At 70.7% G+C, this 25,472-nt stretch carries 25 protein-coding genes; 14 read left to right on the top strand and 11 right to left on the bottom strand.

The window, feature by feature from the left end:
- Positions 1-6 precede the first annotated feature (6 nt).
- From hisG to AB3X10_RS12490, 9 genes are all read left to right on the top strand, one after another.
- A complete protein-coding gene (gene hisG / locus AB3X10_RS12530; protein ID WP_369975361.1) occupies positions 7-921 on the top strand; it encodes an ATP phosphoribosyltransferase in 915 nt (304 codons plus the stop codon).
- Positions 918-2,213 carry a histidinol dehydrogenase gene (hisD, locus tag AB3X10_RS12525; protein WP_369975360.1) on the top strand — a complete coding sequence of 432 codons (1,296 nt, stop codon included), beginning with the start codon at positions 918-920 and terminating at the stop codon, positions 2,211-2,213. The genes hisG and hisD overlap by 4 nt, the downstream gene beginning before the upstream one ends.
- Positions 2,210-3,319 (top strand): histidinol-phosphate transaminase, encoded by a 1,110-nt coding sequence (gene hisC, locus AB3X10_RS12520; RefSeq protein WP_369975359.1) that lies wholly within the window; start codon positions 2,210-2,212, stop codon positions 3,317-3,319. The genes hisD and hisC overlap by 4 nt, the downstream gene beginning before the upstream one ends.
- Positions 3,316-4,389, top strand: coding sequence for a bifunctional histidinol-phosphatase/imidazoleglycerol-phosphate dehydratase HisB (hisB, locus tag AB3X10_RS12515; protein ID WP_369975357.1), 1,074 nt, complete (start codon positions 3,316-3,318; stop codon positions 4,387-4,389). Before hisC ends, hisB begins: the two co-directional genes overlap by 4 nt.
- Positions 4,390-4,432: 43 nt before the next feature.
- Positions 4,433-5,035 (top strand): imidazole glycerol phosphate synthase subunit HisH, encoded by a 603-nt coding sequence (hisH, locus tag AB3X10_RS12510; RefSeq protein WP_369975355.1) that lies wholly within the window; start codon positions 4,433-4,435, stop codon positions 5,033-5,035.
- Positions 5,032-5,766 (top strand): 1-(5-phosphoribosyl)-5-[(5-phosphoribosylamino)methylideneamino]imidazole-4-carboxamide isomerase, encoded by a 735-nt coding sequence (gene hisA / locus AB3X10_RS12505; protein WP_369975353.1) that lies wholly within the window; start codon positions 5,032-5,034, stop codon positions 5,764-5,766. Before hisH ends, hisA begins: the two co-directional genes overlap by 4 nt.
- Positions 5,760-6,536: an imidazole glycerol phosphate synthase subunit HisF gene (gene hisF, locus AB3X10_RS12500; protein ID WP_369975351.1), complete on the top strand. Its 777-nt coding sequence runs from the start codon at positions 5,760-5,762 to the stop codon at positions 6,534-6,536. Before hisA ends, hisF begins: the two co-directional genes overlap by 7 nt.
- Positions 6,526-7,149, top strand: a complete 624-nt coding sequence (gene hisIE, locus AB3X10_RS12495; protein WP_369975350.1) for a bifunctional phosphoribosyl-AMP cyclohydrolase/phosphoribosyl-ATP diphosphatase HisIE — start codon at positions 6,526-6,528, stop codon at positions 7,147-7,149. The genes hisF and hisIE overlap by 11 nt, the downstream gene beginning before the upstream one ends.
- 77 nt (positions 7,150-7,226) lie before the next feature.
- Complete coding sequence (locus tag AB3X10_RS12490; RefSeq protein WP_369975349.1) at positions 7,227-8,813, top strand: calcineurin-like phosphoesterase C-terminal domain-containing protein; 1,587 nt, start codon at positions 7,227-7,229, stop codon at positions 8,811-8,813.
- A 142-nt stretch (positions 8,814-8,955) separates the two neighbouring features.
- On the opposite strand, the gene AB3X10_RS12485 is transcribed toward AB3X10_RS12490, so the two are convergent.
- The 7 genes from AB3X10_RS12485 to AB3X10_RS12455 all read right to left on the bottom strand — a co-directional run bounded on the left by AB3X10_RS12485 (position 8,956) and on the right by AB3X10_RS12455 (position 16,741).
- Positions 8,956-9,885: an IS110 family transposase gene (locus AB3X10_RS12485; RefSeq protein ID WP_369975348.1), complete on the bottom strand. Its 930-nt coding sequence runs from the start codon at positions 9,883-9,885 to the stop codon at positions 8,956-8,958.
- Between the two features lie 673 nt (positions 9,886-10,558).
- Positions 10,559-11,668, bottom strand: a complete 1,110-nt coding sequence (locus tag AB3X10_RS12480) for a C13 family peptidase (RefSeq protein WP_369975346.1) — start codon at positions 11,666-11,668, stop codon at positions 10,559-10,561.
- Positions 11,669-11,724: 56 nt separating this feature from the next.
- The gene (mtnC, locus tag AB3X10_RS12475) at positions 11,725-12,423 is read right to left on the bottom strand and encodes an acireductone synthase (protein ID WP_369975345.1); all 699 of its coding nucleotides are present in this window, start codon (positions 12,421-12,423) and stop codon (positions 11,725-11,727) included.
- A 3-nt stretch (positions 12,424-12,426) separates the two neighbouring features.
- On the bottom strand, positions 12,427-12,993 hold the full coding sequence (locus AB3X10_RS12470; protein WP_145700141.1) for a 1,2-dihydroxy-3-keto-5-methylthiopentene dioxygenase: 567 nt from the start codon (positions 12,991-12,993) through the stop codon (positions 12,427-12,429).
- 103 nt (positions 12,994-13,096) lie between these two features.
- A complete protein-coding gene (locus tag AB3X10_RS12465; RefSeq protein ID WP_369975344.1) occupies positions 13,097-13,741 on the bottom strand; it encodes a methylthioribulose 1-phosphate dehydratase in 645 nt (214 codons plus the stop codon).
- Positions 13,742-13,750: 9 nt separating this feature from the next.
- Positions 13,751-15,187 carry an amino acid permease gene (locus AB3X10_RS12460; RefSeq protein ID WP_369975343.1) on the bottom strand — a complete coding sequence of 479 codons (1,437 nt, stop codon included), beginning with the start codon at positions 15,185-15,187 and terminating at the stop codon, positions 13,751-13,753.
- An 84-nt stretch (positions 15,188-15,271) separates the two neighbouring features.
- Entirely contained in the window at positions 15,272-16,741 is a 1,470-nt protein-coding gene (locus AB3X10_RS12455; RefSeq protein WP_369975342.1) for an amino acid permease, read from the bottom strand.
- 169 nt (positions 16,742-16,910) lie between these two features.
- Between AB3X10_RS12455 and AB3X10_RS12450 the strand changes: the two genes are divergently transcribed.
- The gene (locus tag AB3X10_RS12450; RefSeq protein WP_369975340.1) at positions 16,911-17,462 is read left to right on the top strand and encodes an NUDIX hydrolase; all 552 of its coding nucleotides are present in this window, start codon (positions 16,911-16,913) and stop codon (positions 17,460-17,462) included.
- 119 nt (positions 17,463-17,581) lie between these two features.
- The gene (locus AB3X10_RS12445) at positions 17,582-17,857 is read left to right on the top strand and encodes a hypothetical protein (RefSeq protein ID WP_369975338.1); all 276 of its coding nucleotides are present in this window, start codon (positions 17,582-17,584) and stop codon (positions 17,855-17,857) included.
- Positions 17,858-18,025: 168 nt separating this feature from the next.
- Here the strand turns inward: AB3X10_RS12445 and serA are convergent, their stop codons facing one another.
- Entirely contained in the window at positions 18,026-19,267 is a 1,242-nt protein-coding gene (gene serA / locus AB3X10_RS12440; protein WP_369975337.1) for a phosphoglycerate dehydrogenase, read from the bottom strand.
- 302 nt (positions 19,268-19,569) lie between these two features.
- On the opposite strand from serA, the gene AB3X10_RS12435 reads away from it, so the two are divergent.
- The 3 genes from AB3X10_RS12435 (at position 19,570) to AB3X10_RS12425 (ending at position 23,353) form a co-directional block, all read left to right on the top strand.
- Entirely contained in the window at positions 19,570-20,958 is a 1,389-nt protein-coding gene (locus AB3X10_RS12435; RefSeq protein WP_369975336.1) for an FAD-binding oxidoreductase, read from the top strand.
- A gap of 113 nt (positions 20,959-21,071) precedes the next feature.
- Complete coding sequence (locus AB3X10_RS12430; protein WP_369975335.1) at positions 21,072-21,389, top strand: DUF2388 domain-containing protein; 318 nt, start codon at positions 21,072-21,074, stop codon at positions 21,387-21,389.
- On the top strand, positions 21,389-23,353 hold the full coding sequence (locus AB3X10_RS12425; RefSeq protein WP_369981798.1) for a DUF4105 domain-containing protein: 1,965 nt from the start codon (positions 21,389-21,391) through the stop codon (positions 23,351-23,353). Before AB3X10_RS12430 ends, AB3X10_RS12425 begins: the two co-directional genes overlap by 1 nt.
- Positions 23,354-23,576: 223 nt before the next feature.
- Here AB3X10_RS12425 and AB3X10_RS12420 read toward each other — a convergent pair whose 3' ends face one another.
- The 3 genes from AB3X10_RS12420 to AB3X10_RS12410 form a co-directional block, all read right to left on the bottom strand.
- Positions 23,577-23,960, bottom strand: coding sequence for a hypothetical protein (locus tag AB3X10_RS12420; protein WP_369975334.1), 384 nt, complete (start codon positions 23,958-23,960; stop codon positions 23,577-23,579).
- A 4-nt stretch (positions 23,961-23,964) separates the two neighbouring features.
- Positions 23,965-24,531: an elongation factor P-like protein YeiP gene (gene yeiP, locus AB3X10_RS12415; protein ID WP_369975333.1), complete on the bottom strand. Its 567-nt coding sequence runs from the start codon at positions 24,529-24,531 to the stop codon at positions 23,965-23,967.
- A gap of 113 nt (positions 24,532-24,644) precedes the next feature.
- Positions 24,645-25,415 (bottom strand): SDR family oxidoreductase, encoded by a 771-nt coding sequence (locus tag AB3X10_RS12410; protein ID WP_369975332.1) that lies wholly within the window; start codon positions 25,413-25,415, stop codon positions 24,645-24,647.
- Between the last annotated feature and the right edge of the window lie 57 nt (positions 25,416-25,472).

Below are 25,472 nucleotides of genomic sequence, written 5' to 3'. Positions count from 1 at the left end.
GTCCTGATGAGTGCTTCCCTGGCAGCGCCGGCGCGTGACCGGCTGCGTATCGCGATCCAGAAGAGCGGCCGCCTGGCCGAGCCGGCCCGCGCGGTGCTGGCCGCCTGCGGGCTGAGCTGGCGCGAAAGCCGCGACAAGTTGTTCTGCTACGGCGAGTCGCTGCCGGTGGACCTGTTGCTGGTGCGCGACGACGACATCCCCGGGCTGATCGCCGACGGCGTCTGCGATTTCGGCATCGTCGGCCGCAACGAACTGGAAGAGCAGGCCGGCGAGCGCCGCCGCAACGGCATGCCCGAGGCCTACCGCGCGCTGCGCGGGCTGAACTTCGGCCAGTGCCGGCTGATGCTGGCGGTGCCCGACAGTTGGGAGTGGACCGGTTCGGAACAGCTGCAGGGCAAGCGCATCGCCACCAGCTATCCGGCGGTGCTGGCCGACTGGCTGGAGGCGCGCGGCCTGGATGCGCAGGTGGTGGAACTGTCCGGTTCGGTGGAGATCGCGCCGCGCCTGGGCACCGCCGACCTGATCTGCGACCTGGTCTCCAGCGGCGCCACCCTGGCCGCCAACCAGCTCAAGCCGGTGGAGACGCTGCTGGAGAGCGAGGCGGTGCTGGCCGGGCCGGTGCGCGAGCCGGGCGACGCCCGCGCCGGGCTGGCGGCGATGCTGCTGCGCCGCCTCGACGGCGTGCTCAAGCTGCGCGACAGCAAGCTGCTGATGTTCCGCGCCTCGCGCGACCACGTCGCCGAACTGACCCGGCTGCTGCCCGATGCCGACCCGCTGGTGCAACTGCCCGGCGACGGCGACGGCCCGTTGCAGCTGCAGACCATGTGCCACGGAGCGATCACCTGGCAGCGCATGGAGGAACTGGAGCGCGCCGGTGCGCAGGGCTTGATGGTGTTGACGGTGGAGCGTTCGCTGGCATGAACCGACTGGACTGGAATTCGCTCGACGCGCAGGCGCGCACGCAGGCCTTGACCCGGCCGGCGCAGACCGTCGCCGCGCAGACCCGCGCCGCGGTGGCGCAGTTGCTGGAGGACGTGCGCAGCCGCGGCGATGCGGCGCTGCGCGAGATCACCGCGCGCTTCGACGGCGTGGTGCTGCAGAGCTTCGAAGTCGGCGCCGACGAGTTCGCCGCCGCCGAGGCCGCGGTGCCGGCGGTGCTGCGCGAGGCGATGGCGCAGGCCGCGGCGCGGATCGAGACCTTCCACCGCGCCGGCATGACCCAGCCGTATGCGGTGGAAACCGCGCCCGGCGTGGTCTGCGAGCGGGTGGTGCGGCCGATCGGCCGGGTCGGCCTGTACGTGCCGGCCGGCAGCGCGCCGCTGCCGTCCACCGCGCTGATGCTGTGCGTGCCGGCAGCGCTGGCCGGCTGCCGCGAGGTGGTGCTGTGCACACCGCCGCGCGCCGACGGTTCGGCCGATCCGGCGGTGCTGGTCGCCGCCAGGCTGACCGGCGTGGATCGGGTGTTCAAGCTCGGCGGCGCGCAGGCGATCGCGGCGATGGGCTTCGGCACCGACTCGGTGCCCTCGTGCGACAAGCTGTTCGGCCCGGGCAACGGCTACGTGACCGAGGCCAAGCAGCAGGTGGCGCAGGCCGGCGCGGCGGCGATCGACATGCCGGCGGGCCCGTCGGAGGTGCTGGTGATCGCCGACGTCGGCGCCAATGCCGCCTTCGTCGCCGCCGACCTGTTGTCGCAGGCCGAGCACGGCCCGGATTCGCAGGTGTTGCTGCTGTCCGACAGCGCCGATCTGATCGACGCGGTCGAGGACGAGATCGAACGCCAGCTGGCGACGCTGCCGCGTGCGGCGATCGCGCGCCAGGCCCTGGCCGCATCGCGGCTGATCCAGGTCGGCGCGCTCGAGGACGCCTTCGCGATCAGCAACCGTTACGCGCCCGAGCACCTGATCCTGGCGCTGCGCGAGCCGCGCGCCTGGCTGGAGCGGGTCGAGGCCGCCGGCTCGGTGTTCCTCGGCGATTTCACCCCCGAAGCGCTGGGCGACTATTGCAGCGGCACCAACCACGTGCTGCCGACCAACGGCGCGGCGCGCGCCTACAGCGGGGTCAGCGTCGCCAGCTTCCAGAATTTCGTCAGCGTGCAGGCCGCCAGCCGTGCCGGCATCGCCGCGATCGGCGCCTGCGCGGTGACCATGGCGCGCGCCGAGGGCCTGGACGCGCACGCCAATGCGGTGGCGCTGCGGATGGAGAAGGCGGCATGAGCGCGCCGTTCGAGACGCAGGCGCCGGGATCGATGCTGGCATTGGTGCGGCACGATCTGCTCGATTTCGCCGGGTATTCCTCGGCGCGCAGCAGCGCGCTGCAGGGCGAGGTCTGGCTCAACGCCAACGAATCGGCCTGGGCCAACCCGGCCGACCGCGACGCCGGCAACCGCCGCTATCCGGATCCGCAGCCGCCGGCATTGCGGGCTGCCCTGGCGTCGCTATACGCCTGCGCGCCGGAACAACTGTTGCTCGGCCGCGGCAGCGACGAAGCCATCGACCTGCTGCTGCGCGCGCTGTGCGAGCCGGGCCGCGACGCGATCGTGATCACCCCGCCGGTGTTCGGCATGTATGCGGTGTGCGCGCGGCTGCAGAATGCGCGCATCGTCGAGGTGCCGTTGCGCGAGGACGCGGCCGGCCTGGTCACCGACGTCGACGCGGTGGTGGAGGCGGCGCTGAGCCAGATGGCCAAGCTGGTGTTCCTGTGCGCGCCGGGCAATCCCAGCGGCGCGGCGATCGCGCTGGCCGACATCGAACGTGCCGCCGAGCGCCTGCATGGGCGCGCCCTGCTGGTGGTCGACGAGGCCTATGGCGAATTCTCCGACGTGCCCTCGGCGACCACGCTGCTGGCGCGCCACCCGAACCTGGCGGTGCTGCGCACGCTGTCCAAGGCGCATGCGCTGGCCGCGGCGCGGATCGGCTGCGTGATCGCCGATCCGGCGCTGATCGCGGTGCTGCGCCGCTGCCAGGCGCCGTATCCGATCCCGGCGCCGTGCACGCAGCTGGCGCTGGCCGCGCTGCAGCCGGAGCCGCTGCGCCAGACCGCGGCGCGCGTGGCCGAGATCCGCCGCGAGCGCGAGCGCATGTCCGCCGCGCTGGCGGCGCTGCCCGGCGTGCGCCGTGTGTACCCGTCGCAGGGCAATTTCCTGTTGGTGCGCTTCGACGATGCCGAGGCCGCGTTCCGCGCCTTGCTCGGCGCCGGCGTGGTGGTGCGCGACCAGCGTGCCGCGCCGACCCTGGGCGATGCGCTGCGCATCACCATCGGCACCGCGGAGCAGAACCAGCGCGTGTTGGGCGCGCTGCAGGCGGGGAGGGCGGCGGCATGACCCCGATCCTGTTCGTCGACCGCGACGGCACCCTGATCGAGGAGCCGGCCGATTTCCAGATCGACGCCTACGAGAAGCTGCGCTTCGTGCAGGGCGTGATCCCGGCGATGCTGAAGCTGCGCGATGCCGGCTACCAGTTCGTCATCGTCACCAACCAGGACGGGCTGGGCAGCGAGGCCTATCCGCAGGCCGCGTTCGACGGCCCCAACGACCTGATGCTGCAGATCTTCGCCAGCCAGGGCATCGCGTTCCGCGAGGTGCTGGTCGACCGCAGCTGGCCGGCCGACAACGCGCCCACGCGCAAGCCGGGCATCGGCCTGATGCTGCCCTACCTGCAGGACCGCAGCATCGACTGGGCGCGTTCGGCGATGGTCGGCGACCGCCTCACCGACATCCAGTTCGCCGACAACCTGCGCATCCGCGGCTTCCAGCTGCGCACCGAGCAGTTCGGCGGCGACTGGGACTGGGCCGGCATCGCCCACGAACTGGCCGATGCGCCGCGCCGCGCCACCGTGCAGCGCGACACCAAGGAAACCCGGATCTCGGTCGAGATCGACCTGGACCTGGTGCGCGACCCGCACTGCGCCACCGGCCTGCCGTTCTTCGACCACATGCTCGAGCAGATCGGCAAGCACGGCGGCTTCGCGCTGGACGTGCGCGCCGCCGGCGACCTGCACATCGACGAGCACCACACCATCGAGGACACCGGCCTGGCGCTGGGCCAGGCCCTGCGCCAAGCACTGGGCGACAAGCGCGGCATCGGCCGCTACGGCTTCACCCTGCCGATGGACGAGACCCTGGCCAGCGCCGCGCTGGATTTCAGCGGGCGCCCGTACTTCGTGTTCGAGGGCGAGTTCAGGCGCGAGCGCGTCGGCGACATGCCGACCGAACTGGTCCCGCACTTCTTCCGTTCGCTGTGCGATGCCGCGGGCCTGAACCTGCACCTGCGCGTGCACGGCGACAACGACCACCACAAGGTCGAGGCCTGCTTCAAGGCGCTGGCGCGGGCCCTGCGCCAGGCCGTGCGCCGCGACGGCGCCGCGCTGCCCTCGACCAAGGGCGTGCTGTGAAGCGGCGTGCTGTGATGCGCGCCGTGCGTAGCGGGAGCCCACGATGAGCGACGTCGCCCTGATCGATGCCGGCGGCGCCAACCTCGGATCGGTGCGCTACGCGCTCGAACGCCTCGGCGTGGAAGCGCGGCTGGTGCGCGACGCGGCCGGGCTGCAGGGCGCGGACCGGGTGATCCTGCCCGGGGTCGGCGCTGCGCCGCATGCGATGGCGCGCTTGCGCGAGCAAGGCCTGATCGAGCCGCTGCGCGCGCTGCAGGCGCCGCTGATCGGCATCTGCCTGGGCATGCAGCTGCTGTTCGAGCATTCGGAAGAAGGCGATGTCGACTGCCTGGGCCTGCTCGGCGGCGTGGTCCGGCACATGCCGCCGGCGCTGGGCATCCGCATCCCGCACATGGGCTGGAACCGGCTGCTGCCGATGCGCCCGTCGCCGTTGCTGGAGGGCCTGCCCGAGCACGCCAGCGCCTATTTCGTGCACGGCTACGCCGCGCCGGTCACCGCCGACACCGTGGCCGGCTGCGACCACGGCGGCCTGTTCACCGCCGTGGTGCAGCGCGGCCGCCGCTGCGGCGCGCAGTTCCATCCCGAGCGCTCGGCGAGCACCGGCGCGCGCATCCTGCGCAATTTCCTCGAGACCGATTTCCCATGAGCTTCATCGTCTATCCCGCGCTGGACATCCGCGACGGCCGCGTGGTGCGGCTGGCGCAGGGCGACTACGCCCGCGAAACCCACTACGGCGACGATCCGCTGCCGCGTGCGCAGGCCTTCGCCGACGCCGGCGCGACCTGGATGCACCTGGTCGACCTGGACGCGGCGCGCGCCGGCGGCTACACCCTGGCGCCGCTGCTGAGCCAGATCCGCGCGCAGACCGGGTTGCAGGTGCAGACCGGCGGCGGCGTGCGCTCGCGCGCCGATGTGCAGCGCATGCTCGACGCCGGCGCGGCGCGGGTGGTGATCGGCTCGCTGGCGGTGCGCGACCGCGAGTCGGTACTGGAATGGCTGGCCGAGTTTGGCGCCGAACGCATCACCGTGGCCCTGGACACGCGCCAGGACGCGCACGGCGTGTGGCGGCTGCCGGTGCTGGGCTGGACCGAAACCTCCTCGCTGACCCTGGAAGCGCTGGCGGTCGAGTACGCCACGGCCGGGCTGAAACACCTGCTGTGCACCGACATCGCCCGCGACGGCATGCTGTCCGGGCCGAACCTGGCCCTGTACGCCTATCTGCGCCAGATCGCGCCGGGCGTGGACGTGCAGGCCTCCGGCGGCATCCGCGACGCCGCCGACGTGCGCGCCGCGCGCGAGGTCGGCTGCGCCGGCGCGGTGCTCGGCAAGTCGCTGCTGGAAGGCCGGCTGCGCCTGGACGAGGCGCTGGCATGCTGAGCCGGCGCATCATCCCGTGCCTGGACGTGCGCGACGGGCGCGTGGTCAAGGGCGTGAAGTTCCGCGACCACATCGACATGGGCGACATCGTCGAGCTGGCGCTGCGCTACCGCGACCAGGGCGCCGACGAACTGGTGTTCTACGACATCGGCGCCAGCCCGGAAGGGCGCTCGGTGGACTACGCCTGGGTCGAGCGCGTGGCGCGGCTGATCGACATCCCGTTCTGCGTGGCCGGCGGCATCCGCGACGTGGCCACCGCGCGCGCGGTGCTGCACGCCGGCGCCGACAAGATCTCGATCAACTCGCCGGCGCTGGAACGGCCGGCGCTGATCGCCGAACTGGCCGAGGCCTTCGGCGTGCAGTGCGTGGTGGTGGGCATCGATTCGATCCGCGAGGACGACGGGCAGTGGCGCGTGCGCCGCTTCACCGGCGACCCGAGCAAGACCCAGGCGCTGCGCGTGCGCACCGTCGACTGGGTGGTGGAGGCGCAGCAGCTGGGCGCCGGCGAGATCGTGCTCAACTGCATGGACAACGACGGCGTGCGCCGCGGCTACGACATCGCCCAGCTGTTCGAGGTGCGCTCGCTGTGCAAGGTGCCGCTGGTCGCCTCCGGCGGCGCCGGCGAACTGCAGCACTTCGCCGACGTGTTCGAACAGGCCGACGTGGACGGCGCGCTGGCCGCCAGCGTGTTCCACAGCGGCGCGATTCCGATTCCCGACCTCAAGCGCTTCCTGCGCCAACGACAGATCGAGGTGCGCGATGGCGCATGAGCACGACACCGCCGCCGCGACCACGGATGCGGAACTGGACTGGAGCAAGGGCGACGGCCTGCTGCCGGTGGTGGTGCAGGACGCGGCCACGCTGCGCGTGCTGATGCTCGGCTACATGAACGCCGAAGCGCTGGCCGCGACCCGCGCCAGCGGCAAGGTCACCTTCTACAGCCGCAGCAAGCAGCGCCTGTGGACCAAGGGCGAAAGCTCGGGCAACACCTTGGACCTGGTGTCGATCGAGACCGACTGCGACCGCGACACGCTGCTGGTCACCGCGCACCCGCACGGGCCGACCTGCCACCTGGGCCGCAGCAGTTGCTTCCCACAGGCGCCGGGCCAGTTCCTGGGCGCGCTCGACCGCCTGGTCGCACAGCGCGAACGCGAGCGTCCGCCCGGCAGCTACACCACCCAGCTGTTCGAGAAGGGCACCCGGCGCATCGCGCAGAAGGTCGGCGAGGAAGGCGTGGAAACCGCATTGGCCGGCGTGGCGCAGGGCGATGCCGAGCTGCTCGGCGAATCGGCCGACCTGCTGTACCACCTGACCGTGCTGCTGCGCGCGCGCGGCCTGGGCCTGGCCGACGCGGTCGCGGTGCTGGAAGCGCGGCACACCTAGGCGCGCGCGACGGCGGTCATCGCCGTGCCGCGGCGGATGGCTACAATCAGGCTCCCCTCGATTGCCGGACTTCACGCATGCCGCTGCGCGCCGTACTGCTTCTCTGCCTGTTGACCGCCGCCGCGCCCGCCTTGGCGCAGACGGCGACGATCAGCGGCAGCGTCTACCAGGAGCGCGACGGCCAGGCGGGCCGCGGCAGCGGCGAGCGCGGCATCGCCGGCGTGCAGGTCTCCGACGGCGTGCACATCGTGCGCACCGATGCGCAGGGCCGCTATCGCCTGCAGGTGGAGCCGGGGCGCACGGTGTTCGTGATCAAGCCCGACGGCTACGCCTTCGCCAGCGCCGGCAACGGCTTGCCGGCGTACTGGCGGCACTACGCGCCGGCCGGATCGCCCGCGCTCAAATACCCGGGCATCGCGCCGACCGGCGGTGCCACCGATGGCTGGGATTTCGCGCTGCGCGCGCAACCGGCCGCGGTCAGCACCGAGGTGCTGGTGTTCGCCGATACCCAGACCGCCTCGGCGACCGACGTCGGCTATTACGCGCGCGACATCGTCGCGCCGCTGCTCGGCAAGACCCGTGCGCGCCTGGGCACCACCCTGGGCGACGTGGTCAGCGACGACCTGTCGCTGTATCCGGCGCTGAACGCCGAAACTGCCAAGCTCGGCGTGCCGTGGTTCCATGTGCCCGGCAACCACGATTTGAACGTCGATGCGGCCGACGATGCCGGCTCGCTGTCCAGCTGGCGCGCGACCTACGGCCCGGACACCTACGCGGTGGAGGAGGGCGGCGCTAGCTTCGTGTTCCTCGACGACGTGGTCTACCAGCCGCAGCAGCAACCCAAGTACGTCGGCGGCCTGCGCGAGGACCAGTTCGCGTTCCTGCAGGCCTACCTGGCGACGCTGCCGAAGCAGCGGCTGCTGGTGCTGGGCATGCACATCCCGCTGTTCGATGCCGCGCCGGGCAAGGAGACCTTCCGCCATGCCGACCGCGCGCGCCTGTTCGCGCTGCTGCAGGGATTTCCGCACGTGCTGGTGCTCAGCGGCCACAGCCACACCCAGCGTCACTACTATCACGGCGCCGACGACGGCTGGCATGGCGCGCAGCCACTGCACGAATACAACGTGGGCGCGGCCTGCGGCGCGTTCTGGTCCGGTGCCAAGGATACCGACGGCATTCCCGCGGCGACGATGGCCGACGGCACCCCGAACGGTTATGCGTTGCTGACGGTGCAGCGCGACGGCGGCTATGCGCTGGCCTATCACGCCGCGCGCGCCGCCGACGATGCGCAGATGACCCTGCATGCACCGAAGCTGCTGCGCCGCGGCGCCTATCCGGCCTGGGCGGTGTACGCGAACGTGTTCATGGGGCAGGACGACAGTCGCGTGGAGTACCGCATCGACGATGGCGCATGGAAGCCGATGGTGCGCGTGCAGCAGCCCGATCCGGACCTGCTCGCCGAGAACGCCCGCGACGACGCGGCCGAGGCGCTGCGCGGCTACGACCGCTCGCCGGAAGCGATCCCGTCGCAGCACCTGTGGCGCGGCGCCTTGCCGACCGACCTGGGCGCCGGCGCGCACCGCATCGAGGTGCGCGCCTTCGACCGCTGGCGCGGCGAGCAGCGCGCCAGTACCGGCTATCGCCTGCAGGAGGCGACCCCCTGAGCACGCGCAGCGGATCTGCGCGTTGATGCAATGGACTTCTTGCCTGGCAAGTGGCGCACGTTTCATCCTCCTGCGTCGGGACTGAAGTCCCTCCCACAATGCACCCCAGCCCGTTGCTGTGCGCCTTTGTAGGAGTCAACTGTCATGCAGAAGCGATCGCAGGGGGGCTGTAAGGTGCCTGATCGCGTGCGATGGCGTTGAGCCATCGCAGGTACTTGTGCATGCACGCGACGATGGCGACCTTGGCGGGTTTGCCCGCGCTGGTCAGGCGTGCGTAGGTGTGTGACAGCGGCGAGCCTGCACGGATCGCGGCCCAGGTGGCCATGTACAGCACCCGCCGCACGTCGGCGCGTCCGCCCTGGATGCGGCGTTGGCCGTGCCAGCGGCCGCTGTCTCGATTGAACGGCGCCAGCCCGACCAAGGCGGCGATCTTGCGCGGTGGCACGCTGCCCAGCTCGGGAAGCCGGGCCGCCAGGGTGGCGCGCAGGATCGGGCCAAGCCCAGGCACGGTCGGCAAGCGTGAACAGGCCGCACCGACCTGGGCGATTTGCCGGGAGATCTCCTTGATGCGCTGTTGCAGCAGCGCGATCACCTCGAGCCACTGGTCACGCACCGCCTCGCAGGTCACGTGCTCCATGCACCGGCGCTGCGCATCGCGCTGGGCGACCAGGGTGCTGCGCAGGTGAAGCAGTTCGCGCAGCGCTTGCACTGGCGCAGGCAGCACGGCAGTGGGCTGACCGGGGAGGCATTGGGCCGCCACGGCCAGCAACCGCGCATCCAGGGCGTCGGTCTTGGCCTTGAGCCCCAACGCGTGCGCCAGCGCCCGGGGGCGCTGGGCAGACAGCCGGACCACGGGCAGGCCAGCCTGTGACAGCACTTGCAGGACCGCCCGTTCGTAGCCGCCGCTGGCTTCCAGCACGATCCGCTCGCATCCCAGCGACGCCAGCCGCAGGGCCAGGCGGGCCTGCTCCTCGGGCGTATTGGCCTGGGTCCAGTCCAGCCCGTCTGGCAAGACATGAATGGCCAGTTCGGCCTTGGCGACATCAATCCCGACAAAGCGTTGCAGCGACATGGACGTTCTCCGCAGTAGACTCAGGGACGAGAGATCTCCTGCCGATGCCCATGCTTGTCGGTTCGAGCTCGCGGCTCAGGCAACTGTTCGGGCTTGTGGGGCAGGAGAAACGGAGTGCGGCGGCCCTGACTCCTACCCGTGCTTGCGACGCACTGCGACTTAGCGGCCTGCCGCACTCCGCTCTCACCTCAACGATAGACCCGTAGAAGACACAAGCGACTTCAGTCGCGACGAGCGCAGCGGGAAACCTGCAGGTTCCGGCTACAGGTCGGGGCTGAAGCCCCTCCTGCGGTGCACCGATCAGCACCCCTGAAGCTTCCTTGCAGGAGCAACTTCAGTCGCGCCGAACGCAGCGGGAAATCCACAGGCTTCGGAAAAGGCCGAGGCCGATCTAGCGCCGGCCCCAGAAACAAAAACGCCTCCACGAGGGAGGCCGGCGAAAGCAGGTGATCCTGGCTGGCGAGCGAAGGCGAGCGGGCGGAAGGATCGGGCGCAGCTGGCTGGCGTGAGGCTGGCGGGCTTGCTGCGGGACGAAGTCTAGCGAGCGCCGCGGCTCCGCGATCAAACGCGAATCACTCGCATCTATTGGCGCGCAAACCCATGAAACGGATGGACTCGATCGCACGCTTCGTGCCTGGCGTCGCGCTCGTTCGCGCGCGCATCGCCGCAGGACTCAGTGCGAGGACACCGCCGCCGTCGGCGATGCGGCGTGCGCTGCGTGCGCCGAACCTGCGACCACCGCATCAGCTGCATCATCGGCATTCGGGCCCGGCGCGGCGTGCGGTTTCGCAGTGGCCTTGCCGTCGCCAGCCGCTTCTGGCGGTGCCGCCGTGCCTGTGTCCGTCTCCGGTTCCGGATAGGGATACGCCGGCGCCGCAACCGGCTGCAGCTGCGCGCGCCAGCGCTGCAGCAGCGGTGCGATGCGCGCGCCCACGTACAGCTGCGGATACGACGGCGCTTCGCCTTCGGCCTGTTCGCGCGCGGTGATCTCGGCGGTGGCCAGGCGGTAGCTCTCGACGAAATCGTTGGTCCGCGCCAGCGCGTCGATCAGCCAGGCGCGGCCGAAATAGGTGGCGCTGGCGGTGTTGCCGCAACCGAACGAGGGCCGGTCGCGACGCGCGGCGGTGATGACCAGCGTGTCGGGGCTCTTCAGCGCCGGCACGAAGCCGCCCGAATAGCACGCCGACAGCACGATCACCCGGTTGCGGATGCCGGCGTCGTCGAGCAGCCCGCGCAGTTCCTTGGGGGTGATGGTGTCGTAGTCGGCGTCTTCGCCGGGACCGAACTGCACATACAACTCGTGCTGCTCGGTGCCGTGGCTGGTCAGGAACAGCAGCAGCGCATCCTCGCGCCGGTCCATCAGCTTGCCGATCCGCTGCAGCGTATCGGCCAGGTTGTCGTACGAGGCCTGCGGCGCGTAGGCGCGGGCGCCGAGATTGTCGGCGTGGTTGATCAGGGTGACGATGCGTCCCGCCGCGTCGAAGCGCTGCGCGAACAGCTGGCGCAGGTACAGGGTCTCGTTGCGGAACACGTCCTCGCTGGCGTCGCCGGCGAAGCCGACCACGTACAGGTCGGTCACGCCCGGCCGCTGCGGTCGCAGCGCGGCCAGCGCCTTGTGCAGCTGCGCCTGGTCGAGCGGATCGACCGGCGCGTCCGCCGCTGCCGGCGCCGGCGCCTGCGCTGCGCCGGCATCCGGATGGCAGGCGGGCAGCAGCAGCGCCAGCAGCAGGGCCAGGGCCAGGCGGCGGTACGACCCGCTGAGGCTGCGCAGGAACCAAGGCATGGGCGGCGTGGGCGGCACAGGAAGAACGCGGCGACGCACGGCGGCGGCCGCGGCGCTCACAGCGCCAGGTCGGCGAAGCTCTCCACGCGCCGGTGGCCGTTGCAGGCATCGCCAAGGCGCGGTTCGGGATAGTCCTCGCGGCGATCGACCAGCACCGTGTCCAGCCCGGCGTCGCGCGCGGCATCGAGTTCGGCGACCACGTCGGACAGGAACACGATCTGCGCGGGCGCAGTGCCGGTGGCCTCGGCGATGCGCGCATAGCTGGCCGCCTCGCGCTTGGCGCCGACTTCGGTGTCGAACCAGCCGGAGAACAGCCCGCTCAGGTCGCCGGCGTCGCTATGGCCGAAGAACAGTTTCTGCGCCGGCACCGAGCCGGACGAGTACACGTACAGCGGGTGGCCGTCGGCGTGCCAGCGGCGCAGCGCCGGCGCGGCGTCGGGGTAGATGTGCGCGGCGAAGTCGGCGTCGCGGTAGCCGGCCTCCCAGACCATGCCCTGCAGCGCCTTCAGCGCGGTGTGCTTGCGGTCCTGGTCGATCCAGCCCTGCAGCGTCTCCACGATCACCGCGTCGCTGCAGATGCCGCCGGATTCGGCCGCCACCGCGTCCAGCCATTGCCGCACCTGCGGCTGCTGGCCGTGCGCGCGCACGAACTCGGGCAGGGCGCGGCGCGCGTACGGGAACAGCACGTCCTTGACGAAGGAGATGCTGCTGGTGGTGCCTTCGATGTCGGTCAGGATCACGCGGGGGGCGCTCATCGCTCAGTTCGCCTCGCCGCGCAGCGCCGCTTCGTAGCGCGGGAAGCGCTGGGCGATGTCGGTGCCGGTGAAATGGCCGACCCAGCCGTCCGGCTCGGTGAAGAAGCGGATCGCGACGAAGCGCGGTTCCGGGCCCATGTCGAACCAGTGGTGGGTGCCGTCGGGCACCGCGATCAGGTCGTTCTGCACGCATTCGATCTCGTAGACCTTGCCGTCCACGTGCAGGGTGAACAGTCCCGAGCCGGCGACGAAGAAACGCACTTCGTCCTCCTTGTGGAAATGCTCCTCGAGGAACTTCTTGCGCATCTCCTCGCGCTGCGGGTGGTCCGGGGCGATGCTGACCACGTCCACGGTCTTGAAGCCGTGCTCGGCCACCAACCGGTCGATGTCGGTCCTGTAGGCGGCCATCACCGCCTCCGGGGTGGCGCCGGCCTCGATCGGCTGGTCGGCCTGCCAGCGCTCGAAGGTGACGCCGATCTTGCGCAGCTCGGCGGCGATCGCGTCGCCATCGCGGCTGTCGAACAGCGGCGCGTCGGGAGTGGTTTCGGCGAAGATGCGGAGTCGGCTCATGGCGGCGGGCGAGGGCGTCGTGGTGGGAGGAAAAGGGTAGCAGCTGGCGGGGAAGCCGCCGTTGCGGCGCTGGAACGCTGTCGCGCGGGCGCCGTGCCGGGGATCAGCCCGACACTGCGCGCAGCTTGCGCAGTTCCAGCTCGCAATGCAGCAGGAACTCGATCGCTTCCAGGTGGCGGCGCGCCTCGGCCATGTCGCGGCCCCAGGCGTACAGGCCGTGGCCGTCGATCAGGTAGCCCCACAGCGCGGTGCGGTCCAGCAGCGCGTCCACCTGCGCGGCCAGCACGGTCATGTCCTGGGTGTTGGCGAACACCGGCAGGTCCACCGCGGTCTCGTGGGTCTGGTTGCCGTGCAGCGCCTTCAGTAGCTCGTAGCCTTCCAGGCGCACGTGGCCGGCGGGCGCGTACAGCCGCGAGGCGATGGTCTGCACCGGCGAGTGCGTGTGCAGCACGCAGCCGATCTCCGGGAAGCGGCGATACAGCTGGGTGTGCAGCAGGGTCTCGGCCGAGGGCCGGTGATCGCTGCCGACCGCCTTGCCGTCGAAGTCCACCACCATGATGTCGGCCTCGACCAGCCGGCCCTTGTCGCGGCCGGACACGGTGATCGCGGCATGCGCGGCGTCGAGCCGGTGCGAAAAGTTGCTGCTGGTGGCCGGGGTCCAGCCGGCCGCCGACAGTTCGCGGATGTTGCCGATCAGCAGCTGGGCCAGCGTGCGCAGGCGTTCGGTATCGTAGGGCTGTGCGTTCATGCCCCTATTCTAGCGAGCCTGTGTGGCACGCAGACGGCTGTGGCGGAAGCCGTAGCCGAAATAGATGAGCAGGCCGAGCACGGTCCAGCCGCCCATCAGCAGCCAGTTGTGCGCGGTCATCGCCGACAGCAGCGCCAGGCAGCTGAGCACGCCGGCGATGCAGATCGGCCAGGCGAACGGGATGCGGAACGGGCGCGGCAGGTCCGGCTGGGTGCGGCGCAGGATCAGCACCCCGGCGCAGACCGCGGCGAAGGCGATCAGCGTGCCCATCGAGGTCAGCTCGCCGAGCACGTCCAGCGGGAACACCGCCGCCAGCAGCGCGATGCCGATGCCGGTGATCACCGTGTTGACGTGCGGGGTGCGGTACTTGGGATGGATCTTGGTGAACACCGGCGGCAGCAGCCCGTCGCGGGCGATGATCATGAAGATCCGCGGCTGGCCGATGATCATCACCAGCACCACCGAGGACAGGCCGATCAGCGCGCCGACCTCCACCACCACCCGCAGCCAGGCCAGCTGCGGATGCGCGCCCACCGCGGTCACCACCGGCTCGTCGGTGCCTAGCTGGGTGTAGGGCACCAGCCCGGTCATCACCGCGGCCATGGCGATGTACAGCACGGTGCAGATCACCAGCGACAGGATCATGCCGATCGGCAGGTCGCGCTGCGGCCGGTGCGATTCCTGCGCCGCCACCGACACCGCCTCGAAGCCGATGTAGGCGAAGAACACCATCGCCGCGCCGCGCAGCACGCCCTCCATGCCGTACTTGCCCGGGCCTTCGTTGGCCGGGATGAACGGGTGCCAGTTGGCGCTGTCCACGTACTTCCAGCCGGCGGCGATCACCAGCAGGATCAGCCCGGTCTTCAGCACCACCATCGCCATGTTCATCGCCGAGGACTTGCGGATGCCGACGTAGCACAGCCAGGTCAGCAGCAGCACGATGCCGGCGGCGGGCAGGTTGGCGATCGCGCCGGTGCGCTGCAGCTTGCCGTCCAGCGGCGCGTTGACCAGCGCCGCGGGCAGGTGGATGCCGAAATGGTCGAGCAGGCTCAGGAAATAGCCGGTCCAGCTCACCGCCACCGCCGAGGCCGATACGCCGTATTCCAGCACCAGCATCCAGCCGATGAACCAGGCCGCCAGTTCGCCGAAGGTGGCGTAGGTGTAGGTGTAGGCGCTGCCGGACACCGGCACCATCGCCGCGAACTCGGCGTAGGCCAGCGCGCAGAACGCGCAGCACAGCGCGGCCAGCACGAACGACAGCATGATCGCCGGGCCGGCATGGTTGGCCGCGGCTTGGCCGGTGATGACGAAGATGCCGCCGCCGATCACCGCGCCGATGCCCAGCGCGGTCAGGCCCCAGGGGCCGAGTGCGCGCTGCAGGCCCAGGCCGCCGGCGTCCTCGTGGCTGGCATGGGGGTGTTTGGTGGCCCAGAGTTGTTTGAACATGGAGCGGTTCCAGCCTGGCGCTGCGCGCGATGGACGAAGGGACGAACGCGAAGACCGGCGCGGGCGCCGGTCTTCGCGGAAGGATCAGGCCTTGGCCAGGCGGCTGTGGCGGATGCCGTAGCCGAAATAGATGAACAGGCCGATCACGGTCCAGCCGACGAACACCTTCCAGTGTTCCTGGAACGCCTGCAGGAACAGGAACAGGCAGGCCAGCGCGCCGAGCGGGCAGATCAGCATCGCGAACGGCACCCGGAACGGGCGCGGCAGGTCCGGCTTGGTGAAGCGCAGCACCAGCACCCCGACGCAGACGGTGGCGAAGGCGAGCAGGGTGCCCATCGACACCAGTTCGCCGAGCACGTCCAGCGGGATCAGCCCGGCCAGCAGCGCGGCGACCACGCCGACGAAGATGGTGCCGACGTAGGGTGTGTGGAACTTGCGGTGCACCTTGCCGAACAGCTTCGGCAGCAGGCCGTCGCGGGACATGGTGTAGAAGATGCGCGGCTGCGCCATCAGCATCACCAGCACCACCGAGGACAGGCCGGCGATGGCGCCGATCTCCACCGCGGTCTTCAGCCAGGCCAGGCTGGGGTAGTGCTCCAGCGCGGTGGCGACCGGCTTGGCGGTGCCGAGCTGGGTGTAGGGCAGCAGGCCGGTCAGCACCGCGCAGACGATGATGTAGATGACCGTGCACACCGCCAGCGACACCAGGATGCCGATCGGCATGTTGCGCTGCGGGTCCTTGGTCTCGCCGGCCGAGGTGGAGACCGCGTCGAAGCCGATGTAGGAGAAGAACACGATCGAGGCGGCGCGGAACACGCCGCTCCAGCCGAACTGGCCCGGCCCGGTGTTCTCGGGAATGAACGGGTGCCAGTTGGCCGGGTCGACATGGGACACGCCGAAGCCGACGAACAGGCAGATCACCAGGACCTTGATCGCCACCACGATGGCGTTGGCGAACGCCGACTGGGTGACGCCGACGTAGCACAGCGCGCTGACCGCGACCACGATCAGCACCGCCGGCAGGTTGACGATGCCGCCGGAGGCGACGAAGGCGTGGCCGTTCCAGGCCAGTGGCGCGCCGGCCAGTTCCGCCGGGAACGGCAGCCCCAGGGTGCCGGTGAGGAAGCTGATCAGGTAGGCCGACCAGCCGACCGCGACGCTGGAGCCGGCGAACAGGTATTCCAGCACCAGGCACCAGCCGATGAACCAGGCCACGCCTTCGCCCAGGGTGGTGTAGGAGTAGGAATAGGCGCTGCCGGAGACCGGCATCATCGCCGCGAACTCGGCGTAGCACAGGCCGGCGAAGGCGCAGGCGATGCCGGCGAACACGAACGACAGCATCACCGCCGGGCCGGCATGGTTGGCCGCGGCCTGGCCGGTCAGCACGAAGATGCCCGCACCGATCACCGCACCGATGCCGAGCATGATCAGGTGCTTGGCGGTGAGGGTCCGTTTCAGCGTGGCTTCGCCTTCCAGGCTGCCTTCGAACGGTTCGCCGGCATCGACGTGGCCGGCAGGCTCGATCGGCTTGACCCTCAACAGAGACTTCAGCATGCGGTGCATTCCCCGGTGGCGATCGGGGCCGTAGTGCCCCGGTAACGATGGTGCGCTAGGCCCAAGCGGGCCACGCAAGCGTCGTACCATGCCAAAGCCGGACGGCCGCCACAAGCCGCGCCGCACCGGCGGCGGCGATAATGGCCGCCCCCGATCGCGAGAACCCCCCATGCCGGACCTCTCCCTGCGCCGCCAGTTGCAGGCCTATGCCGTCCGTTGGCCGCAGGAGGCCGAGGTTGCCGCGCAATTCCTGGCCTTGCTGGACGACGCGCAGGACCCGTTCGTGCGCGCGCGGCTGGACGGCCATTTCACCGGCTCGGCCTGGCTGGTCAGCGCCGACGGCGCGCGCACCCTGCTGACCCACCACCGCAAGCTGCAGCGCTGGCTGCAGTTGGGCGGGCACGCCGACGGCGACCGCGACCTGGCGCTGGTGGCGCTGAAGGAAGCCGAGGAGGAGTCGGGGCTGCCCGGACTGGCGCTGCACGATGGCGTCCTGTTCGACCTGGACCGGCACTGGATCCCCGAGCGCCAGGACGTGCCGGGCCACTGGCACTTCGACGCGCGCTACGTGGTGCGCGCCGGCGCCGACGAGGCGTTCGCGGTCAGCGCCGAGTCGCTGGCCCTGGCCTGGCGCCCGATCGCCGAGCTGCTGGCCGAGCCCGACCTGGATCCATCGCTGCGGCGGATGGCCGGCAAGTGGCTGGCGCACGGCGGCAGCTGAGGGAGGCCCCCGGCGACGGGCGCTGCCTGACCGGCCGGTCCGGGCGCCGGGCATGCGCGGCCGCTGGGCGGGCATGGCGGGATTGGGTACCCTTGGGCGCCCGTTGCCTGTCCCTGCCCATGTCCCGCGCCGCCGCTTCGTTCACCTACCGCCTGGCGTTCCGCCCGCTCGACGAGCGGATGGACTCGGCCGACCTGGCGCGCACCGTGCAACGTGCGCTGCTGGCCTTGAGCGGGCCGCCGCATGGCGTGGCGATCGTCAGCCTGCAGCGCCCGCCGCGCGAGGACGGCGACGGCCTGTACATGGAGGCGGTCACCACCGGCCCGGAGCGCTGGTACCTGAAGGCCGACGACTATCTGTTGAGCGAAGGGCTGCGCGGCGAGTTGCAGCCCTAAGGGGCCGGGATTCGGGATTCGGGATTGGGGATTCGCAAGAGCGTCGTAGGTCGCGTGATCCGCGTTTTTTGCGCCACTGCAATCGACCCAAGCCAGATTGCAGCCGCATGAATGACTCGCCAGCGCCGCCGCTCTTACGAATCCCCAATCACGACTCCCCAATCCCCGTCAGTAGAGAATCCGCGTGCGCAGCGTGCCGGCGATCTGCCCCAGCTCGTCCTTCAGCACCCCCGCCAGTTCCTCGCTGGCGGCGACGTCGATCACCACGTAGCCGACCTTGGGGTCGGTGCGCAGGAACTGGCCGTCGATGTTGACGTTGTGGCGCGAGAACAGTTCGTTGATCTGCGACAGCACGCCTGGCACGTTGCGGTGGATGTGCAGCAGGCGCAGGCTCTCGGCGTGCTCGGGCAGGGTGACCTCGGGGAAGTTCACCGCCGACAGGGTGCTGCCGTTGTCGCTGTAGCGCACCAGCTTGGCCGCCACCTCCACGCCGATGTTGTCCTGCGCTTCCAGCGTGCTGCCGCCCACGTGCGGGGTCAGGATCACGTTGTCGTGCGCGGCCAGCGGCGATTCGAACAGGTCGCCGTTGCCCTTGGGCTCGACCGGGAACACGTCCACCGCCGCGCCGCCGATGTGGCCGGAGCGCAGCGCCGCGTCCAGCGCGGCGATGTCGATCACGGTGCCGCGCGAGGCGTTGATCAGGTGCGCGCCGGGCTTCATCTGCGCGATCTGCGCCGCGCCGATCATGTCCTTGGTCGCGGCGGTTTCCGGCACGTGCAGGGTCACCACGTCCGAACGCGCCAACAGCTCGTCCAGGTCGGTCGCCGCGCGCGCGTTGCCCAGCGACAGCTTGGCCTCGATGTCGTGGAAGATCACCTGCATGCCCAGCGATTCGGCCAGCACGCCGACCTGGGTGCCGATATGCCCGTAGCCGACGATACCCAGCACCTTGCCGCGGGTCTCGTGGCTGCCGGCGGCCGACTTCGACCAGCCGCCGCGGTGGCATTCGGCGTTCTTCTGCGGAATGCCGCGCAGCAGCAGGATCGCCTCGGCGATGACCAGCTCGGCGACGCTGCGGGTGTTGGAATAGGGCGCGTTGAACACCGGGATGCCGGCCAGCTCGGCCGCGTCCAGGTCCACCTGGTTGGTGCCGATGCAGAAGCAACCGACCGCGATCAGGCGCTTGGCCTGCGCCAGCACCTCGGCGCTGAGCTGGGTGCGCGAGCGGATGCCGACGATGTGCGCCTCGGCGATGCGCGCCTTCAGTTCCTGTTCCGGCAGCGACTTGGCGTGCAGTTCGATCTGCGAGTAGCCGGCGGCGCGGAACACGTCGATGGCGGTCTGGCTGATGCCTTCGAGCAACAGCACGCGGATATCCTGCTTCGGAAACGAGGTTCTCTTGGGCGACATTGCGGCGACACGGCGAGGCGAAAGGGTCGGTCACTATGCCAGATGCGTCCGCGCTTTGGTGCGCCGCAATAGGACGCCGGGGCGGCGCGAACGCGATGCTGGCAAAGGTTTCAGTTGCATCTGTTCGGGACTGGGGACTCGGGACTGGGGACTCGGAAGAGCAGGAGCATCAGCATGAAGCGAGGGGGCAACGTCAGACCCAGGCTCCCTGCGAGTCCCCAGTCCCGAGTCCCGCCCAACTGGACGCCGCCGCACAACGCTGGCAGGCTTGAACGCTTGCCTTCGCCCCGACCTCTGAGCCGATGACCGACCCGCGCCTGGATGCCCTTACGCACGCCGTTCCCGGACTGCGCCTGAAGACCGACCCCGCCGACCTGGAGCACTACGGCCGCGACTGGACCCGGCGCTGGACGCCGGCGCCGCTGGCGATCGCGCTGCCGGCGACGGTGGACGAGGTGCAGGCGGTGCTGCGCTGGGCCAACGCGCACGCGGTGGCGGTGGTGCCTTCCGGCGGCCGCACCGGCCTGTCCGGCGGCGCGGTGGCCGCGCACGGCGAACTGGTGCTGAGCCTGGAGCGGATGAACAAGGCGCTGGCGTTCGACGCGGTCGACCGCACCCTCACCGTGCAGGCCGGCATGCCGCTGGAAGCGGTGCACAACGCGGCGCGCGAGCACGGGCTGGTGTATCCGGTGGATTTCGCCGCGCGCGGCTCCTGTTCGATCGGCGGCAACATCGCCACCAACGCCGGCGGCATCCGCGTGATCCGCTACGGCAATACCCGCGAATGGATCGCCGGGCTCAAGGTGGTCACCGGCAGCGGCGAGCTGCTCGAACTCAACCGCGGGCTGATCAAGAATTCCAGCGGCTACGATTTCCGCCAGTTGCTGATCGGCTCGGAAGGCACGCTCGGCATCGTCGTGGAGGCCACGCTGCGGCTGACCGATCCGCCGCCGCCGAGCAACGTGATGCTGCTGGCGCTGCCCTCGTTCGAGGTGCTGATGCAGGTGTTCGCCGCGTTCCGCGGCCGCCTGCAGCTGGAGGCGTTCGAATTCTTCACCGATCGCGCGTTGGAACATGTGCTGGCGCACGGCGCGCAGGCGCCGTTCGACACGGTCTACCCGTATTACGTGGTCACCGAGTACGCCAGCGGCGACGAGACGCAGGAAGCCGCGGCGCTGGCCGCGTTCGAGACGTGCATGGAGCAGGGCTGGGTGCTGGACGGGGTGATCAGCCAGAGCGATGCGCAGGCGGCGCAGCTGTGGCGCCTGCGCGAAGGCATCACCGAGGCGCTGGCGCGCTACAAGCCGTACAAGAACGACGTGTCGGTGCGGATCTCGGCGATGCCGGCGTTCCTGGCGCAGACCCAGGCGCTGCTCGGCGCGGCCTACCCGCAGTTCGACGTGGTCTGGTTCGGCCATATCGGCGACGGCAACCTGCACATCAACGTGCTCAAGCCCGACGCCACCGCCGATGCGGACTTCATCGCCGCCTGCGAGCAGGTCACCAAGCTGCTGGCGCAGGTGCTGGCCGAGCATGGCGGCAGCATCTCCGCCGAACACGGCATCGGCCTGGTCAAGAAGCCGTATCTGCAGAGCACCCGCAGCGCCGAGGAGATCGCGCTGATGCGCGCGGTCAAGCGCGTGTTCGATCCGGCCGGGCTGCTCAATCCCGGCAAGCTGTTCGATCCCTGAACCGCGCGCCGCGCAGGCGGCGGCGCGGCGGTTGGCGCGCATGGCAGCGGCCGGCTAGGCTATGCCGACGCGGTCCGCCCGCGTCTCTTTCCCGATCCGTTGGAACCGATGCGATGAACCGAGTGACCGTGCGCTGCGCCCTGTTGTTGATCCTGACCGTCCCGGCGTTCGCGCAGGCCTCCAGCTTCGCCGGCACCTCCGCCGGCTCGGCCTCGGCCGGTTCGGCCGGCAGTTCGGCGTCCTCGGACAGCAGCTCGGGCGACGACAAGCTGGTGCTGCAGGCGCGCGACGACGCGGCCGGCTTCGTCGCCAGCGCCGGCCGCATCCGCGGCGTGCAGCTGGAAGCGGCGCTGCACGTGCTGCGCGAGCGCAATCCGCAGGCGCGGCAGGCCAGCGACCTGCAACTGGCGCAGGCCATCCTGGCGCTGTGATCGCGCGCCGGCGGCTGCGCCGGCTGGCGTGGCTTGCGCTGCTGGCCCTGGCCTGCGCGGCACCCGCGCAGGCCTTGCAACTGCAGGTCGACGCGCGCGGCCTGAGCGCGCCCGAACGCGCGGCCAGCCAGGCCCTGCTCGACGCGGCGCGGCCGAAGCTGCCGCCGGCCTGGAGCGCGGCGATCGAGACGCCGCTGACGCTGCAATGGCGCGACGACCTGCCGGCGCAGGTGCATGGCAGGGCGCAGGCGCGGCAACTGCTGTTGAACAAGGCCTTGCTGCGCGCGTGGCTGGCGCGGCCTGCCGCGGCCGCCGATGGCGATGTGGACGCCGATGCGGCGCGGCGGCCGGCGCTGGCCGCGCTGCTGCATGAACTGGCGCACTTCTACGACCGTTCCGCGGCGGGCCGGCTGTCGTCGGATCCGCGCCTGCTGGATCTGGCCGGCTGGCAGGTCAGCCCGATGCGGCTGGGCCTGCGCCTGGGCCGCAACGCCTTCAGCGAGCGCAGCCCGGACCGCTACGAACTGACGTCGCCGACGGAATTCGTCGCGGTCAACCTGGAACACTTCCTGCTCGATCCGGACTACGCCTGCCGGCGCCCGGCGCTGGCGCGCTATTTCGCGCAGCGCCTGGACTGGTCGCCGCCGGCCGCCGCGTGCGCGCCCGGCCTGGCCTATCTGCAGGATCCGCTGGCCGACGAGGCGGCGTTGCTGCAACTGGATCCGGCGCGGGTCTACGCGGTGGACTACCTGCTGGCCGAGGGCAACGCGCAGCCGATGAGCCATTGGGGCCACAGCATGCTGCGGCTGGTGATCTGCGCGCCGGGGCGACCGCCCGGGCCGCAATGCCGGCTGGACCTGGCCTATCACAAGGTGCTGTCGTTCCGCGCCTTCGTCGACGACGTGCAGATCTCCAGCCTGCGCGGCCTGGTCGGTTCGTATCCGTCGCGGCTGTTCGTGCTGCCGCTGCGGCAGGTGGTCGACGAATACACCCAGGTGCAGCTGCGCGGCCTGCAGTCGATTCCGCTGACGCTGGCGCCGCAGGAGATCGCGGCGCTGCTGGAGCGCGCCGCGCAGCTGCACTGGAGCTACGACGGGCGCTATTACTTTCTCAGCAACAATTGCGCGGTGGAAACCTACAAGCTGCTGCACGACGGCGTGCCGCGCCTGGCCGGCGCGCGGTTGTCCGGAATCAGCCCGACCGGCCTGCTGCGGCGCCTGGGCCGCGCCGGCGTCGCCGACACCGCGGTGCTGGACGATGCCGACGCCGCCGCGCGCCAGGGCTATTACTTCGCGCCGGCGAGCGCGCACTACGCGGCCATGTTCGCGGTGGCGCGCGCGCAGCTGGCGTTGCCCGCGCGCAGCGTGGAAGCCTGGCTGGACCTGCCGGCGGCGCAGCGCGCGCCCTGGCTGCAGCGCGGCGACCTGCGCGCCAGCGCCGCCTTGCTGTTGCTGGAAAACGCCGCGCGCCGGCGCCAGGAGCAGCGCGGCCGCGATGCGTTGAAGCGGCGCTATCTGGACAAGGCGCATCCGCCTGCGGCGGTGGCTGGCGGCGCAGGCGCCGATGCCGAGAACACCGGCAACGCCGGTGTTGCCAGCGCGACCGCCGACGCGGCCGAGACCCGCGACGCGGCGGCGGCGGTGCGCGCGCTGCTGGCGCAGCAGGGCCTGTTGAGCCAACCGTCGACGCTGCTGCAGGGCCAGCCCGGCTACGGGCTGCCGCAGGCGCAGGAACGCGCATGGCTGCAACTGCAGGGCCAGGCGCGGATCGACGCGTTGCGCAGCGACGGCGCCGCGCTGCAGGCGCGGCTGCATGCCTTGCTGCCGCCGCCGCTGCGCGCGGAGCTGCAGCAGATCGACGCGAACCTGGCGGCGCTGGGCACGCGGCTGCGCGATCTCAATCGCGACAGCGGCGGACTGCAGTTGCTGTCGCCGTCGCTGCTGCAGCCTGCGGATGCGAAATGAGGGCGCGGGAACGGGTTCGCCGCTGACAGGAGCCGCTTGATCGCCTGGAGCGGATGGCGAGGGGCTGTGCCGGAGCGCAGCAGTGCGTCCTGCCGCCATCGGAGGCGAATGGGTGTCCGACACGATCTGTCGCGGCTGAAGCCGCTCCTACAGGGGCTATCGGAGCTTCTGTAGGAGCGGCTTCAGCCGCGACAGACGGCCGGCGACACCGCGCCCCGGGCCGTTACGGCAAATCCAGATCGGCGTCTTCGCCATAGCGGCTCAACCAGGCGTCGCGCACCGGGTCCTGCCGATACTTCGCGCGCAGCCTGGCCCAGGTCGCCTCGTTGCCGTCGCAGTACTTGGCCATCGCCTTTTCCAGCTCGCGGCGGCGCGCGGCATCGTAGGGCTCCTCGCCGGCGAAGTGGGTGCACACGTCCTGGCGCGCGACGAACGCACGGATCTCCTGCGGCAGCGCGCAGAAGCCGGCGTGGTGCTCCGGATCCACCTCCGCGGGGATCGTGCAGGCGGCCTGGGGCTGCGCCGCGGGCGTGGGCCTGGCGGCGGCCGTGGCCAGGCCCGGCAGGCTCAGCAACGCCGCCAGGACGATGCTGTGGCGTGCGCGCATGCGCTCAGTCCGCACGTCCGGCGAACTCGCCGGTGGTGGTGTTGACCAGCACGCGCTCGCCGTTGCCGATGTACTCCGGCACCATGATCTCGATCCCGGTATTGAGCTTGGCCGGCTTCGGCCGCTTGGTCGCGGTGCCGCCCTTCAGCTCCGGCGGGGTCTCGACCACTTCCAGGGTCACGCTCTGCGGCAGCTGCACCGCCACCGGCTGGTCGTCGATGACCTGCACGTAGAGGCCGCTCAGGCCCTCGGTGATGTAGCCGGCGTCGTCGCCGATCACGTCGGCGTCGAGGGTGTACGGGGTGTAGTCCTCGTCGTCGAGGAACACGAACGCCTCGCCGTCCTTGTACGAGAAGGTGGCCTGGCGGCGCATCAGGTCGACTTCGCGCAGGTCGTCGTCGCCGTCGAAGCTGGCGTCGAGCTTGTTGCCGCCCGGCACGCTGTACATCACGAAGCGGAAGCGAACGTTGCCGCCGCGGCCCTGCGGCGAGCTGCGCTCGATGTCGCGGATCTGATAGACGCCGTTGTTGTACTCGACGACGTTGCCTTTCTTGATTTCGTTGGCTTTCATGGGTTGGGAGCCGGGATTGGGGATTGGAGATTCGGGATTGGTAAAGAGCAGGGCGGGGGGCGAAGGGGGCGGGGCGCTTTTACGAATCCCCAATCCCGAATCACGAATCCCCGCTACTTGGGCGCCAAGCGTACCGCGCCGTCGAGGCGGATGACCTCGCCGTTGAGATAGCGGTTGCGCAGCAGGAACAGCACCGTGTCGGCGAATTCCTCCGGGCGGCCGAGCCGCGGCGGGAACGGGATCGACGCGGCCAGCGACTGCTGCACCGCCTCGGGCATGCCGTCCACCATCGGGGTCCAGAAGATGCCCGGGGCGATGGTGTTGACGCGGATGCCGAAGCGCGCCAGTTCGCGCGCCATCGGCAGGGTCATCGCCACCACGCCGCCCTTGGAGGCGGCATACGCGGCCTGGCCGATCTGGCCTTCGTAGGCGGCGACGCTGGCGGTGTTGACGATCGCGCCGCGCTCGCCGTCCTCGCCCGGCGCGTTGTGCTGCATCAGGTCGGCCGCGGCCTTGGCGACGTTGAAGCTGCCGACCAGGTTGACCATCACCGTGCCCTGGAAGGTGGCCAGCGGCATCGGCGCGTCCTTGCCGAGCACGCGGCCGGCGCCGAGGATGCCGGCGCAGTTGATCGCGGCGTTGAGCCCGCCGAGGAACGCGCGCGCCGCGCCGAGCTGCGCCACCACCTGCGCCTCGTCGCTGACGTCGGTGCGGAAATAGCGCGCCTGCGCCGCGCCGAGCGCGGCGACCGCCGAGGCGCCCTTGTCGTCGTTGAGGTCGAACAGCGCGACCTTGCCGCCGTCGGCGACGATGCGCTGCGCCACCGCCAGGCCGAGACCGGAGACGCCGCCGGTGACCACCGCGCGGATATCGGCAAGCTGCATTGGGTGCTCCCTCCCAGGAAAGCGCGCATTTTAGCCGACTCGCCGCCGCCACTGTCC

Source organism: Xanthomonas sp. DAR 80977, assembly GCF_041240605.1.
Taxonomy (GTDB): domain Bacteria; phylum Pseudomonadota; class Gammaproteobacteria; order Xanthomonadales; family Xanthomonadaceae; genus Xanthomonas_A; species Xanthomonas_A bundabergensis.
Note: the sequence above shows the minus strand (reverse complement) of the source record. Positions and strands in the feature narration are given on the sequence as shown.